Annotated in this window: 14 protein-coding genes; 10 read left to right on the plus strand and 4 right to left on the minus strand. The window is 65.9% G+C overall.

What is annotated here, in order from left to right; genetic code table 11:
* The first annotated feature begins 99 nt into the window (after positions 1-99).
* On the plus strand, positions 100-405 hold the full coding sequence (locus QEN71_RS10005) for a putative quinol monooxygenase (protein ID WP_201649355.1): 306 nt from the start codon (positions 100-102) through the stop codon (positions 403-405).
* Positions 406-448: 43 nt separating this feature from the next.
* Positions 449-835: a DUF488 domain-containing protein gene (locus tag QEN71_RS10010; protein ID WP_201649200.1), complete on the plus strand. Its 387-nt coding sequence runs from the start codon at positions 449-451 to the stop codon at positions 833-835.
* An 18-nt stretch (positions 836-853) separates the two neighbouring features.
* Here QEN71_RS10010 and QEN71_RS10015 read toward each other — a convergent pair whose 3' ends face one another.
* Together QEN71_RS10015 and QEN71_RS10020 are read right to left on the minus strand one after the other, a co-directional pair.
* Entirely contained in the window at positions 854-1567 is a 714-nt protein-coding gene (locus QEN71_RS10015; protein WP_201649199.1) for an SDR family oxidoreductase, read from the minus strand.
* Between the two features lie 36 nt (positions 1568-1603).
* Complete coding sequence (locus tag QEN71_RS10020; RefSeq protein ID WP_201649198.1) at positions 1604-2179, minus strand: ester cyclase; 576 nt, start codon at positions 2177-2179, stop codon at positions 1604-1606.
* A gap of 109 nt (positions 2180-2288) precedes the next feature.
* On the opposite strand from QEN71_RS10020, the gene QEN71_RS10025 reads away from it, so the two are divergent.
* Positions 2289-3203 (plus strand): LysR family transcriptional regulator, encoded by a 915-nt coding sequence (locus QEN71_RS10025; protein ID WP_201649197.1) that lies wholly within the window; start codon positions 2289-2291, stop codon positions 3201-3203.
* A gap of 178 nt (positions 3204-3381) precedes the next feature.
* On the plus strand, positions 3382-3648 hold the full coding sequence (locus QEN71_RS10030; protein WP_201649196.1) for a hypothetical protein: 267 nt from the start codon (positions 3382-3384) through the stop codon (positions 3646-3648).
* A gap of 35 nt (positions 3649-3683) precedes the next feature.
* Here the strand turns inward: QEN71_RS10030 and QEN71_RS10035 are convergent, their stop codons facing one another.
* Positions 3684-5444, minus strand: a complete 1761-nt coding sequence (locus tag QEN71_RS10035; RefSeq protein ID WP_201649195.1) for a winged helix-turn-helix domain-containing protein — start codon at positions 5442-5444, stop codon at positions 3684-3686.
* 54 nt (positions 5445-5498) lie between these two features.
* Entirely contained in the window at positions 5499-6797 is a 1299-nt protein-coding gene (locus QEN71_RS10040) for an MFS transporter (RefSeq protein ID WP_201649194.1), read from the minus strand.
* Positions 6798-7162: 365 nt separating this feature from the next.
* Here QEN71_RS10040 and QEN71_RS10045 point away from each other — a divergent pair, with 365 nt between their 5' ends.
* Genes QEN71_RS10045 through cheB form a run of 6 tightly spaced genes read left to right on the plus strand, consistent with a single transcriptional unit; the run spans position 7163 to position 14726 of the window.
* A complete protein-coding gene (locus QEN71_RS10045) occupies positions 7163-8839 on the plus strand; it encodes a methyl-accepting chemotaxis protein (protein ID WP_201649193.1) in 1677 nt (558 codons plus the stop codon).
* A gap of 48 nt (positions 8840-8887) precedes the next feature.
* On the plus strand, positions 8888-9367 hold the full coding sequence (locus tag QEN71_RS10050) for a chemotaxis protein CheW (protein ID WP_201649192.1): 480 nt from the start codon (positions 8888-8890) through the stop codon (positions 9365-9367).
* Positions 9364-10788 carry a CheR family methyltransferase gene (locus QEN71_RS10055; protein WP_201649191.1) on the plus strand — a complete coding sequence of 475 codons (1425 nt, stop codon included), beginning with the start codon at positions 9364-9366 and terminating at the stop codon, positions 10786-10788. The genes QEN71_RS10050 and QEN71_RS10055 overlap by 4 nt, the downstream gene beginning before the upstream one ends.
* Positions 10769-11458 (plus strand): chemotaxis protein CheW, encoded by a 690-nt coding sequence (locus QEN71_RS10060; protein ID WP_201649190.1) that lies wholly within the window; start codon positions 10769-10771, stop codon positions 11456-11458. Before QEN71_RS10055 ends, QEN71_RS10060 begins: the two co-directional genes overlap by 20 nt.
* Positions 11455-13725, plus strand: coding sequence for a hybrid sensor histidine kinase/response regulator (locus QEN71_RS10065; RefSeq protein ID WP_201649189.1), 2271 nt, complete (start codon positions 11455-11457; stop codon positions 13723-13725). The genes QEN71_RS10060 and QEN71_RS10065 overlap by 4 nt, the downstream gene beginning before the upstream one ends.
* A complete protein-coding gene (cheB, locus tag QEN71_RS10070) occupies positions 13722-14726 on the plus strand; it encodes a chemotaxis response regulator protein-glutamate methylesterase (RefSeq protein ID WP_201649188.1) in 1005 nt (334 codons plus the stop codon). Before QEN71_RS10065 ends, cheB begins: the two co-directional genes overlap by 4 nt.
* The last annotated feature ends 79 nt before the right edge of the window (positions 14727-14805 follow it).

Consider the following 14805-nt stretch of genomic DNA (forward strand, 5'->3'; position numbering starts at 1 on the left):
TGACAACAGTTTGAGTGGACGCGGAGGCGTTCGCCATGAACGGCGACATGCGTTTACATTGGAAGGATCGCAGCAAGCCCCTTCGACAGGAGACTGATGATGATCAAGTACGCATTGTTCGCGCGTTTCGAGGCAAAGCCAGGCAAGGAAGCGGAGGTCGAGGCGTTTTTGCAGAAAGGACTGGAACTGGCGAATCAGGAGACCACCACGCCGATCTGGTTCGCCCTGAAGATCGCCGAGCACACCTACGGCGTGTTCGACGCGTTCCCCGACGAGGCCGGTCGCCAGGCGCATCTCGACGGGCCGATCGCGAAGGCGCTGATGGGCGTCGCAAACGACCTCTTCACGGGGCCGCCGCAGATCGGCCGCATCGACGTGCTGGGCATGAAGAACACGCTCGGCTGAACGGCCGCTGCATCAAAACCACAATGACAGGAGACCTCGCCCCATGACCATTCGCATCGTTCGACTCGGCTCGGAGCGCGCCGCCGACGAAGGCGTGCGCATCGGCACCGTGCGGCGCCCGCCGCGCGGCGTGCCGAAGGCCGAGTTCAGCCGCCGCAATTACTACGATGTCTGGCTGCCGACGCTCTCGCCGACGCCGGAACTCGTCAGCGAGGCGCTGGCGTCCACCACCGATGCCGAATGGAAAGCCTTCGTGCGCAAGTTTCGCGCGGAGATGAATCACGGCGACGCGTCGAAGGTGCTCGACACGCTCGCCGCGCTGTCGGCCACGAGCAACTTTTCGGTCGGCTGCTATTGCGAGGACGAGAACCGCTGTCATCGAAGCGTGCTGCGTCAGTTGCTCGCCGAGCGGGGCGCGCAAGTTGTTTAGGACTTGCGCGGTGCTCGTTCAGGCAATCGCGCCGCCGCCGTCGACGAGCACCGTCGAGCCCGTCGCGTAAGGCGTGCTCGCCAGATAGACGATCGCATTCGCAACGTCTTCGGGCTGGCCGACGCGCCGCGCGGGCAGACGGTTCGCGGCGCCTTCGAACATGCTGTCGCGGGCTTCGTCGGAGAGCTTCGACCACAGCGGCGTCGCGATCAGTCCCGGCGACACCGTGTTCACACGCACGGGCGACAGCTCCAGCGCAAGCCCGCGTGCGAGCGCTTCGAGCGCCGCGTTGATCGCGCCTTGCAGCACGGAGGTTTTGCTCGGACGCACGGAAAGAAAGCCCGACACGAACGTGAGCGAGCCGCCTTCGGCGATCTTCGCGGCCCGCGCTACGCGATAAGCGCCCCAGAACTTGCTGTCCATCGCCCGGTAGGCGTCGTCGAGCGGCAACTGGCGCGCGGGACCGGACGGCGTCTGCGCAGCCGAAATGACGACGTGATCGAACGGCTGCTGCGCGGCGAAAAAGCCGTCGATCGCAGCGGCATCCGTCGTGTCGAGTTCCGCCGTCTGCACGCCTTGCCCGATCTCCTGCGCCGCCGCCGACAGCTTCTGCGCATTGCGCGACGCGATCGTCACCTGCGCGCCGAGCGCCGCGAATGCTTTCGCCGCCGCCGCGCCAATTCCAGAACTGCCGCCGACGATCAGCACACGTTTCGATTGAAGCGAATTCATGATGTTTTCTCCTTGCCAGTAAATGAAAAAGTTCGGTTACTTCGCGACGACGCCAAGTTGCTGCAAAAAGGTGAGGTTGTCTTCGAGATGCCAGTTTTCCGCGATACGGCCATCGGCGATCCGGTAGATGTCCGTCGCGATGAAATCGATGTTCTGTCCTTCGCCCTGCGCGCCCTTGAACTGCCCGGTGAAGTGGCCATGAAAGCGCAGATGCACGACCACGCGATCGCCTGCCACGACCATCTGCTCGATCTCCGCCTGCAGATCGGGCACGGCAGCACGCACGAACTTCGACGCGGCGAGCGGCCCTTCGATGCCTTGCGCGCGTCCCGGCGGCAGCGTGCGATCGGTGAAGCCAGGCGCGAGCGCGGCGCGGGCGAGCGCTTCGTCGCCTGTGCTCCAGAACGTGTCGTAGCGGCGCGCGGCGAGAATCTGCGCGTCGCGCTGCGCCTTCGGCAAGCTCGGATCGACGGTCAGATGCTGCGGTTCGACGAGCGAAGCAGCCGGCGCAGCGGCATATGCAGGTGCAAACGCAGGTGCAACACCCAGCGACGCGACAGCCAGCACAGCAGACACCGCGCGACGCAGCGAAGAAGCAAGACGAATCGACATGATGGGCTCCTTGAAGAAAAACAAAGCATTCGTTGAGTCGTATGCTAGTCTTCGCGATACGGAAGAAATACCGTTCTCCGACTGATGAATCCTTTCTTTTTTGAGAAGAATGAGCGACACACGGATCGATAGCCTGCCCGCACTGATTGCCTTTTCCCGCGTCGTCGCGGCGGGCAGTCTGTCGGCGGCCGCGCGCGACATGGATCTGCCGCTGTCGGTGATCAGCAAGCGGCTCGCGCAACTGGAGAAAAGCGTCGGCGTGCGGCTGATCCAGCGCACCACGCGCCGTCAGACGCTGACAGAGGAAGGCGCGCTGTTTCACGCGCGCGTGGTTCGCATCCTTGATGAAATCGAGCAGGCGGAAGAACTGCTGTCGCAGCGCCGCCAGGAAGTCAGCGGTCTGCTGCGCGTGACGGCGCCCGGCCAGCTCGGCCGTCAGAAGATCGCGCCGCTGATCGCCGATTTCCAGCGGCTGCATCCGCAACTCACCGTGCAACTGGAACTGACGGACGCCGTCGTCGATCTCGTCGAAGGCGGGCTCGATCTCGCGATCCGCTTCGGCAGTCTCGCGGATTCGTCGCTGATCGCGCGCCCGCTCGCGCCGAATTTCCGCGTGCTGTGCGCGTCGCCGGCTTATCTGAAGCAGCACGGCACGCCGAAGCATCTGCACGATCTGATGTCGCATCGCTGCATCCTGATCGGCGACCAGCGGCGCGCGGAATGGCGCTTCGAAGGCGACGAGAGCATTGCCGTACGCGTCGATGCCGCGATCGTCACGAACGACGGCGAGGCCGCGCATCTGTTCGCGCTCGCCGATGCGGGCATCGCGGTGAAGTCGATCTGGGACGTCGGCGACGATATCCTCGCGGGCAAGCTGCGCCGCGTGCTGCCGCAACATTCGATGTCCGCCGCGCCGCTGCACGCGATCTATCCGCACAGCCAGCATCTCGCGCCGCGCGTACGCGCGTTCGTCGACTATCTGCGCGAACGGCTCGCGCAGGCGTGGCGTTGGGACACGCTCTGACGAGCCGCCGTTCGTCCCGCGGCTTGATGATTTCTTCATGATCCGTCGATAGCGCAATGCGCGCGCCGCTCGCACCATGTGTGCATGCGAAGCCCGCTGCGTCCTTCGACGCAAGCCGGCTTCGCGTTCCGGCCAGTCATCGCTGACCGTCACCGGCCCGTTTCGAAGGAGTCACATCATGAAGACGCTTCGCATCGCGGCGACCTGCGCGGTCGCTCTGTCAACCGGTTATCTCGGACATGCATGGGCGCAGGATCAGCCAGCGCCGACGCAAGCTGCGCAGGCCGCGCAGGCACAGGACGTCGGCGGCATGCCGGACGCGTCGATCGGTCAGTCCGGCCACGCGATGGGCACGTCGCGCGGCGACGTGTATCAGGATCTGGTGCGCTTCGAACAGTCGGGCGAACAGCATCGGCTGAACGGCGGTCTGTATCGTGGCAAATAAGCCGCAAATAAGCGGCAAGGAGAAGCGCATCGCCTTCAATAGCCGATGCGCTTTTCCACGTTCCTGAATTTGCCAAGCGACCGATAACGGTTGAACCACGGATTCGTGCGCAGTTCGCAAAGGCGCGGCGATCGCTCGGCCAGCGACGCATCGAGCCAGCGGCACATCTCGTCGGGCTGACCCAGCCGCGCGTACAGTTCGGCGAACAGGAACGGCGACGTGTAGCGCGTCTGCCGGCGCGCGTGCAGATCCTGCAGATACCATTGCAGCACGCGGTCATAGCCGCCCGCATCCCACGCGGCGCGCACGCTTTCGGCACGCGTGAACGCATTGCAGCGCGTGAGTGCATCGACGGTCGCTTCGACGGCACGCGCATAGTCGCCGCGCACCTCGAACGCAATGGCGAGCAGCTGATACACGAGCGGCGACCGGTTGCCATGTCCCGCGCTCAGATAATCGCGGATCACTTCGTCGTAGCGTCCCGACTGCACGAGCCCGAAAATGCGCGAGCCTTCGAACGCGAGCGGATCGGCCCGCTCGGCGCGTTCGAATTGCGCGCGCCCTTCCGCTTCGCGTCCGAGCACGAGCAACAGCCGCGCATACAGACGGCTCGTTTCCGCGTGCTCGGGGTTCAGGCGCAGCGCTTCGAGAAACTCTTCTTCCGCGCGCCGCCAGTCCCAGTCGTAGAAGTAATGCACGCCCGCGAGCGCCTGATGCGCTTCGGGCAGACTGCTGTCGAGTTCGAGCGCGCGCAGCGCCGTCTCTCTCGCGCGCGGATAGCCTTGCGACGACGGATAAAAGCCGTGCGCCGCCGTGCTGCCGAACACGTTCGACAAACCGACATAGCCGAGCGCATAGCTCGGATCGTGCTCGACGGCCTCTTCGAAATAGCTGCGTGCGCGGATGAAGTCTTCGTCGCTCAGCGCATGATGCGCGGCAAAGCCCGCATCGAAGTGGACGCGCCGCGTCCAGTAATAGCGGCCACGCAGATACGCGTCGTGTGCGCGCGGATCGACGGGCAAGCGGCGCGCGAGCCGCAGCTGCAACTGCTCGCCGAGCACGGGCGCCAGTTCGCGCGCGAGCGCCGCGCCCACCTCCATCTGCACATCGAGCGCACCCTTCGCGACGGGCTCGTAGGCACGGCGCCAGACCTGCACCTGATCGAAGCAGCGGATCAGTTGCACGAGAATGCGCAGACGCCCGCCGTCGCGTGCAAGCGAGCCTTCGAGCACGTAATCGACGGATAGCTCGAACGCGATCTCCGCGATGCTCTTTTTCGCGCCGCGATAGCGCGCCGCCGTCGTGCGCGCGACGACGAGTATCCGTTGCGCGTCGAGCATGCCGAGATTCGCCGAGGTTTCGTCGGCGAGCGCGTCGCAGAAGCTGTCGGGCATGGCGTCGTCCGTCTGGTTCTCGAACGGCAGCACCAGCAGACGGGCCGCCGCGCAAGGCGCGGACGGCGTCTCCTCGGCAACCGTGCGCACGCCTTCGAGCCGATAACCCTTGCCCTTGACGGTCAGCAGATAACGCGGCGCATCCGGGTTTTCGCCGAGCGCGACGCGTATCTTGCGCACGGCCGTGTTGATGCTGTTGTCCGTTTGCCGCCAGGCATTGCCGCCCCACAGCGCGCGCACGATATCGGCGCGCGTGACCAGTTGCCCGTCGCGCGATGCCATCAGGATCAGCAGTTCCATCGGCAGACGTTCGAGCCGGATCTGTTCGCCATCGCGGCGCAGTTCATAGCGCCGGATGTCGAGTTCGACGTCCGCGATCCATACGGGCTGTATCGGGTCCATGTCCGTTCCTGCCACGCGCGGCCTGCTGCGCCGCCGCGCCGTGCAAACCCTCCGCTACCGTTGTGAAGCCATTTCATCGAGCGGCTTCCCGCGCGCCATTCCGAACGACGCCGCGAACGCGACCAGCGCGCCCGCCATCATCACCAGCGCGGGCGCGGGCGTCCAGTGCAGATCGGCGGACAGGAAGCTCGCGGCAAGCGGCGTCAGGCCCATCGTCACCGCGAGACCGAGATTCATCGCCGCCGCGACGCCGCTGAAGCGCACGTCGACGGGAAACAATTCGGCGATCGCGCAGCCATACGTCCCATTGGTAAACGAGGCGACTGCGCCTGCGATGAAGAGCAGCGTCGCGAGATTCGCGTGCAAATCAACGATCGCCATGAACAGCGCCGGCGCGAGCAGCAGGGACAGCACCGCGCCCGTTCGATACACGCGGCGGCGCGAGAACCGGTCGCCCGCTTGCGCTGTGAGCGGAATGCACACGGCGATCACGATCACATACAGCGTCTGCGCCCACGCGACGCAGCGTGCGCTATAGCCGAGCGTCTGCAGCCAGCTCGGCATGAAGGCGATGAAGAGCCCGCCCGTGACGCCCGTCAGCATGCCCGCGCCGATTCCCGTCGCGAGCGGCTTCAGATGATCGCGGAACAGCACGGCCAGCGGCTCGCGATGACGCCTGCCCGGCGCACGTGCGTACTCTTCGGATTCGTCGAGCGTGCGGCGCAGCGCGAAGATTGCGAGGCCGCAGATTCCGCCTAGCAAAAACGCAATCCGCCATCCGAATGCGTCGGCCTGCGCCGCATCGAGCAGCAGATGCACGCCGAGGTTCACGCACGACGCCACCAGCAGCGACAGATTCACGGCAACGAACACGAAGCCGCAGCGCAAGCCGGGATGCGCGGAACCGGTTTCGATTGCATAGACGAGCGCGCCCGGCAGTTCGCCGCCGAGGCACAGGCCCTGCACCAGCCGCAACGAGAGCAGTGCAACCGACGCAGCGATGCCGAGCGTCGCATATGAAGGAAGCATTCCAATGGCGAGCGTCGCGAGCGCGGCGACGAGCGCCGACGACATGAAGACGACACGCCGGCCGATCTTGTCGCCGAGCCGCCCGAGGAACAGCCCGCCGAGCGGCCGCGACAGATGGCCGATCGCGAGCACCGCGAACGACAGCGTGGCGGGCGCGAGCCCGAGACCGGGCGGGAAGAACGCGCGCCCGATGTGCTGCGCGAAGAATCCGTAGATGACGAAGTCGAATACTTCGAGCGCGCCGCCCGTGCTGGCGACGAAGATCGTCCAGCGCTGACGCGCGCCCAGCGACGCCGACGGCAGGGCAAGCGTATCGTCGAGCATGACAACTCCAGATATCGCCAGGCACATCGGCCATGCCCGTCTCGTGAACGCGTACGCGAAAGCGCAAGTCGACGGGAAGGCATTTCGCGGTCGACACCCGGCCAGAGTGCGTTCCGACAGCGCATGCTGTTCTTATCGAATATTCTGGGCGACAAAAGCGCGCCCGCAAAGCCTTTGTGATGCGTTTTGCAACACGCGTTTTGCAACCTTTCAAACGGCCGATCTGGCGTGAATTTGCCAGCCTTTTTGCGATAATGATTCGTCTAACGATCGTGTAGTTTCTCGTTAGTGTCGGCGTGGACCGTCCGGATGTTTCTCATCCCAAGCGCCGCCTCACCTCATCAACACAGGAAGAGTCATCGACAATGGCCACTGCGACGCCCCGCACCAGCGACACCACCCTGCTCGATCCGAAGCACGCGGGCCGCTTTACGCTCGGCAACCGGATCATGCTGAGCTTCGGCGCGCTGTTCGTGCTGATGCTGGTGATGGCCGCGATTTCGTGGACACGCCTGCGCGCGATGGACGACGAAGCGCTCAGCATGGGCCGCGATTCCGTGCCCGGCCTCTATCTCGCGACGACGCTGCGCGCCACGGCCAACGAAGGCTACGGAACGCTGCAGCGCGCGCTGTTCGTCGAAAACGGCGATGGCGCGACGAAGCAGGATCTCGACCGCATGCCGCAGTTGCTGCGTAATTTCGATCAGGTGTCGGCGCAATACCAGGCCACGCTGTATCGCGATGCGGACCGCGAGCATTTCCGCGCGTTCCGCGCCGCGTGGGATCAATACCTGCCGCAACTGAACGAAGCGATCCGCGCCGCGCCTTCGTCGAAGGCGGACGCGCAGGCCATTTTCGTCAAGCTCGCGCCCGCCTGGGACAACGTGATCCGCGCGGCCAACGAACTCGTCACCGAAAACCGCATGCAGGCCGACGAATCGGCCAAAGCCATTCGCGATTCCGTCACCAGCACCGAAATCACGCTCGCGACGGCGCTCGGCGTCACGCTGCTGGTCGCGCTGTTCACGGGCTTTTCGCTGTATCGCGCGATCACGGTGCCGATGGCGAATCTCGTCGACGTGCACAACGTGATGCGCACGGGCAATCTGACGCAGCGCCTGAAGCTCGGCCGGCGCGACGAGTTCGGCACGCTCGAAGACGGCTTCAACCGGATGGCGGAAGAACTCAACAGCCTCGTCGCACAGGCGCAAAAGTCGTCGCTGCAGGTGACGACGTCGGTGGCCGAGATCGCCGCGACGTCGAAGGAACAGCAGGCAACGGCGACGGAAACGGCTGCGACCACGACGGAAATCGGCGCGACGTCGCGCGAAATTTTCGCGACCTCGCGCGATCTGCTACGCACGATGAACGAAGTATCGAGCGTCGCCGAACAGTCCGCGACGCTCGCGGGCGCGAGCCAGAGCGGCCTCACGCGCATGGAAGACACGATGCGCAGTGTGATGGAAGCGGCGGGCTCCGTGAACGCGAAGCTCGCGATCCTCAACGAGAAGGCCGTCAACATCAACCAGGTCGTCGCGACGATCACGAAGGTCGCCGACCAGACCAATCTGCTGTCGCTGAACGCAGCGATCGAAGCCGAGAAGGCGGGCGAATACGGCCGCGGCTTCGCCGTCGTCGCGACGGAAATCCGCCGTCTCGCGGACCAGACGGCCGTGGCTACTTACGACATCGAACAGACCGTGAAGGAGATCCAGTCGGCCGTGTCGGCGGGCGTGATGGGCATGGACAAGTTCTCCGAAGAAGTGCGGCGCGGCATGCGTGACGTGCAGCAGGTCGGCGGACAACTGTCGGAGATCATTCACGAAGTGCAGACGCTCGCGCCGCGTTTCCTGCTCGTCAACGAAGGCATGCAGACTCAGGCGACGAGCGCCGAGCAGATCACGCAGGCGCTGTCGCAGTTGTCGGAGGCCGCGCAGCAGACGGCGGAGTCGCTGCGCCAGTCGTCGCAGGCTATCGACGATCTGACGCTCGTCGCGAACCAGCTGCGCACGGGCGTGTCGCGCTTCAAGATCGATGCCTGAGCGCGATCTTGTACGCATGCACATCGCACGCCTGACACGGTGATGGCGATGCTCTTTCTTCTCTTCGAACTCGACGGCGACCGCTATGCGCTCGATGCCGCCGACATCGTCGAAGTGCAGGCGCTGACGGCTGCCAAGGCGATTCCGGGCGCGCCCGCGTGGGTCGCGGGTTTGATGGAGCGGCACGGCGAGCCCGTGCCCGTGATCGATCTCGCGCAACTCGCGCTCGGCCGGCCGTCGCAGCAGTGGCGTTCGACGCGGCTCGTGTTCGTCCGTTACGGCGATACGCACGATGGACGCGACGCGCCGGAACGCGTGATCGGCCTGATCGTCGAACGCGCGACGCAGACGCGCCGCATCGAACGCGAGCGCTTCGCCGACAGCGGCATCGCGACGCCGCATGCGCGCTGGCTCGGACCTGTCGTGAGCGACGAGTTCGGCATGATCCAGTGGATCGACGTGCAGCAGATGCTCGACGACGACGTGAAAACGCTGCTCTTCCCGCAACCCGAATCTCACACGACATGAACGCCGCGAACGCCTTCGTGCCGCGCTTCGAAACCTGGCTCCTGCGGGAGACGGGGATCGATGCGTCGTCGCTCGGCACCAACGCGCTCGAGCGGGCGGTGCTCGAACGCGTGCGCGTCGTTCGCCTCGGTGCCGATGCGCACGATACGAACGTGTCCGTCGATGCCGCCGACATCGAAGCGTACTGGCAGCAACTCACGATGTCGCGCGACGAACGTCAGGCGCTGATCGAAGCGCTCGTCGTGCCCGAAACGTGGTTCTATCGCGACCGCGAAGCGTACGTGGCGCTGGCGCGTCTCGCGAACGAGCGGCTCGTGCGCGACCCAACTCACGTGCTGCGCGTGCTGAGCCTGCCGTGCTCGACAGGCGAGGAGCCGTACACGATCGCGATGACGCTGCTCGACGACGGCATCGGCGAAAACCGCTTTACTGTCGATGCTTTCGATATCAGCGCACGCGTGATCGAGCATGCGCGAACGGGCATCTACGGGCGCAATTCGTTTCGCGGCCATCCGCTTACGTTTCGCGACCGGCATTTTGCGGCGATCGAGGACGTCAGGGACAGCTGGCAACTAAGTGAACGCGTGCGGCAAACCGTGCGCTTTTCGCAGGCCAATCTGTTCGATCTGCAGCCGAACGCGCAGGCGCCCTATGACTTCATTTTCTGCCGCAACGTGCTGATCTATTTCGATCGCGAAGCGCAGGATCGCGCGATCCGGATGCTCGACGCGAATCTCGTCGACGGCGGCACGATCTTCGTCGGCCCCGCCGAAACGGGCCTGATGATGCGTCACGCGATGACGTCGGCGCGCATTCCGCTCGCGTTTGCGTTCCGTCGCAGCACGCCGGAGGAAGTGAGCGCGGCGCGGCCTGTAGCGAAGCCTGTTGAATCGAAGGCGACGACGCATGCGGCTCCATTCACAACAAAGAACACGCGCGAGACGGCCAGGCCCGCCAGCGTCGCCCTCACGCGCACGCCGTGGCGCGCGCCGCAAACGGCCAAAGCAAGGCCGCCGCAAGCACAGGAAGCGCCGCAACCCGCCGCCGAACAATCGCTCGATGCCGCGCGCCGTCTCGCCGATGCCGGCGAGTTCGACGCCGCCGAACGACTCGCGCATCAGCATGCGATCGTGCACGGCCCGAACGTCGATGCGTTCTATCTGCTGGGTCTGATCGCCGATGCGCGCGGCCGTGGCGCGGACGCCGCCGATTTCTATCGCAAGGCGCTGTATCTCGACCCTTCGCATTACGAGGCGCTCACGCATCTGGCCGCGTTGCTCGACATCGGCGGCGACCGCGCGGGCGCGCAGAATCTGATGCAGCGCGCGCAACGCTCGGCGGCGCGAGCGGCGCAAGCGCCGGGCACATCAGCGGACGAAGCACAACGATCACGAGGATTCCATGCTTCACGACGCTCCTGATCTCGCGACCGCGACGGTACGCGTCGACGACTGCTGGAACCGCATCGGCACGCGCGGCGACAACTCGTGCCCGCGTCTCGCCGACTACTCGCGCTGCCTGAATTGCCCTGTGTTCGCGCAAGGCGCTGCGCGGCTGCTCGACCGACCTTTGAGCGACGAAGACCTCACGCCGCAACGGAACGCGGACGCAGACGCAGCGCGCGAAAACGCAGAAAGCCAGTCTGCCCTCGCCTTTCGCATCGCAGGCGAATGGCTCGCGCTGCCGACCCGCGTGCTGCGCGAAGTCGACGATATCCGCGCGATTCATTCGCTGCCGCATCAGCGTTCGCGTGCGGTGCTCGGCGTGGTCAACGTGCGCGGCGCGCTGACCATCGCGGTCTCGCTCGGCGAACTGCTGAACATGGAGCGTGCCGCCGACACACCACCATCGGCACGTAACGGCTATCCGCGCATGCTGGTCGCCGCGCACGACAGCGAGCCCGTCGCGTTTCCCGTCGATGAAGTGGAAGGCGTGATCCGTTACGCCGACACCGCGCTGTTGCCCGTGCCCGCGACGCTCGCGCATGCAACCGCGTCGCACGCGCGCGGCGTGCTCGCGTGGCGCGACGGCACGATCGGCCTGCTCGATCCCGCGCGTCTGTTCGACTCGATCGCCCGGAGCCTGCGATGACCGATGACGATCTGAGCCGCCAGTCACTGCTCGAACTGTTCCGCGAGGAAGCCAGCGCGCAAACGCGCGTCTTGTCGGACGGCCTGCTTTCGCTCGAACAGCGCCCCGCCGATGCCGCCGCGCTCGAAGCGTGCATGCGCGCCGCGCACTCGCTCAAAGGCGCGGCGAGGATCATCGGTTTGCAGGACGGCGTCGATATTGCGCATCTGATGGAAGAGTGTTTCGTCGGCGCGCAACGTGGCGAACTGCGGCTGACGCCCGCGCATATCGACGTGCTGCTGCGCGGCGTCGATCTGCTGTTACGCGTGGGCGAAGCGAAGCCGGATGCGCCCGTCACGCGCGCGGATATCGATGAATTCGTGCGGCGGCTGTCGACGCCCGAACCGGCGGCTCAGCAAACCGTAGGCAACGACGTCGACGTGTACGCGCAACTGCAAGCGCAATTACAGGCGGAAGCGCTCGCGCAACGTCACGAAGCTGCACCGACCGACGCAACCGAAAAAGCGGACACGGCACGTCACGCCGACCGCATGCTGCGCGTGCGCGCCGCGAATCTCGACCGCGTCCTGAGTCTGTCGGGCGAAGCGCTGGTCGAATCGCGCTGGCTCAAGCCTTTCGCGACGTCGATGCTGCGCATGAAACGCACGCAGCGCGAGACCTCGCTCGCACTCGACGCGCTCTACGACACGCTCGCCGGGCATCTCGACGAAGTCGCGCTGTCCGCGCTCGCCGACGTGCGCACCGCGCTCAACGGCATGCAGCAGACGCTCGGCGCGCGCATCGACGAACTCGATCACTACGAGCGCAGCAGCGCCAATCTCGCGCAACTGCTGTACGACGAAGCGCTGCAATGCCGGATGCGTCCTTTCGGCGACGCGACGCATGCGTATCCGCGCGTCGTGCGCGATCTCGCGCGCTCGCTCGGTAAGCGCGTGACGTTCGAGATCGTCGGTACGTCGACGCAGGTGGATCGCGACATTCTCGACATGCTCGACGCGCCGCTCGGCCATCTGCTGCGCAACGCGATCGATCACGGCATCGAGACGCCGGAACAGCGCATCTCACGCGGCAAGCCCGCCGACGCGCACGTGACGCTCGAAGCGCGTCATAGCGCGGGCAAGCTGCTGATCAGCGTCAGCGACGACGGCGCGGGCATCGATCTCGACAACGTGCGCGCGTCGGTGATCCGGCGCAAGCTCGCCGATGCCGACACGGCCGCGCGCCTGTCCGAACAGGAACTGCTCGATTTCCTGCTGCTGCCGGGCTTTTCGATGCGCGACCAGGTGACGGACGTCTCGGGCCGGGGCGTGGGACTCGACGCCGTGCACGAGATGGTCAAGGCCGTGCGCGGCACCGTGCGCATCTTCAACGATCCCGGCAAGGGCTCGCGCTTCGTGATGCAGTTGCCGCTGACGCTGTCCGTGGTTCGCAGCCTGCTCGTCGACGTCGGCGGCGAGGCGTACGCGTTTCCGCTCGCGCACGTGCGTCGCACGCTCGAACTCGCGCGCGCCGATATCGACATGCTCGAAGGCCAGCAGCATTTCTCGTTCGACGGCAAGCCCGTCGGTCTCGTCTCCGCGCATCAACTGCTCGGCGCCCAACAGGTGAGCGCGGCTGCGCGCGAATCGGTGTCCGTCGTCGTGATCGGCGACGAGCGCGAGACGTACGGGATCGCCGTCGACCGCTTTCTCGGCGAGCGGATGCTCGTCGTGCAGCCGCTCGATGCGCGCCTCGGCAAGATCAAGGACATCGCGGCGGGCGCGCTGATGGAAAACGGCGACGCCGTGCTGATCGTCGACGTGGACGACCTGCTGCGCTCCGTCGACAAGCTCGTGCGCGGCGGCCAGCTCGACAAGATCGGCCGCGCGCACGATGTGACCGCGCGGCAGCGCAAGCATGTGCTCGTCGTCGAAGATTCGCTGACCGTGCGCGAACTCGAACGCAAGCTGCTGGAGAAACGCGGCTACGCCGTCACGGTTGCCGTCGATGGCATGGACGGCTGGAACGCGCTGCGCAGCGGACGCTTCGATCTCGTCGTCACCGATATCGACATGCCGCGCATGGACGGCATCGAACTGGTCACGCTGATCAAGCGCGACCCGGTGTTCAAGCCGGTGCCCGTGATGATCGTGTCGTACAAGGACCGCGACGAGGACCGCCGGCGCGGGCTCGAAGCGGGCGCAGACTACTATCTCGCGAAGGGCAGCTTCCACGACGAAGCGCTGCTCGATGCCGTACGCGATCTGATCGGAGAAGCGACGGAATGAACATCGGCATCGCCAACGACCTGCCCCTCGCCGTCGAAGCGCTGCGCCGCGTGATCGCGCTGCGCCCCGAGCATCGCGTGCTGTGGGTCGCCGCGAACGGCGAAGAGGCCGTCGATTTCTGCGCGGCGCAGACGCCCGACGTCGTGCTGATGGATCTGATCATGCCGAAGCTCGACGGCGTCGAAGCGACGCGCCGCATCATGGCGCGCACGCCCTGCCCGATCCTGATCGTGACGAGCAGCGTCGGCGCGAACACGTGGCGCGTCTACGAGGCGATGGGTGCGGGCGCGCTCGACGCCGTCGATACGCCGACGCTCGGCGGACGCGGCATCGGCGAGTCCGCGCAGCTGATGCTGCAGAAGATCGACCAGATCGGCCGCCTGATGGAACGGCCGTCGACGCTGCGGCAGACGGCCGTCGCGCCGCTCAGGCCCGACGCGCAGAAGCTGGTGGCGATCGGCGCATCGGCGGGCGGACCGGCGGCGCTCGCGACTGTGCTGGGCGGCCTGCCCGCGAACTTCGCGGCGCCCATCGTGATCGTGCAGCACGTCGACAAGGTGTTCGCCGACGGCATGGCGCAGTGGCTCGACGGGCAGACGCCGCTCACCGTACGCACCGTCCGCGAAGGCGAGTTGCCATCCGCGGGCGTCGCGCTGCTGGCCGCCACCAACGATCACCTGTTGATGACACAAAACGGCGCACTGCACTACACTCGCGAACCGGCCGACATGCCGTACCGCCCTTCCGTCGACGTGTTCTTTCATAGTGTCGTCGAGCATTGGCCCGGCGACGCACTCGGCGTACTGTTGACGGGCATGGGCCGCGACGGCGCGATCGGCCTCAAGGCGATGCGTGCGAAAGGCTACGAGACGATCGCGCAGGACCAGGCGACCAGCGCCGTCTACGGCATGCCGAAAGCGGCAGCGGCGCTCGGCGCGGCGAGCCGGATTTTGCCGCTCGGCGGGATCGCGGATCGGCTCGCGGCCTTTGCGCGCCGCTGAGCGCCGACAGGGCAAAACGGGCTAAGCGGCAAAACGGGTTCGGCAACAGACTTCAACGGCAGGCGCAGCAAGGCACAAC

It is taken from the genome of Paraburkholderia sabiae (genome assembly GCF_030412785.1).
Classification (GTDB): Bacteria; Pseudomonadota; Gammaproteobacteria; order Burkholderiales; family Burkholderiaceae; genus Paraburkholderia; species Paraburkholderia sabiae.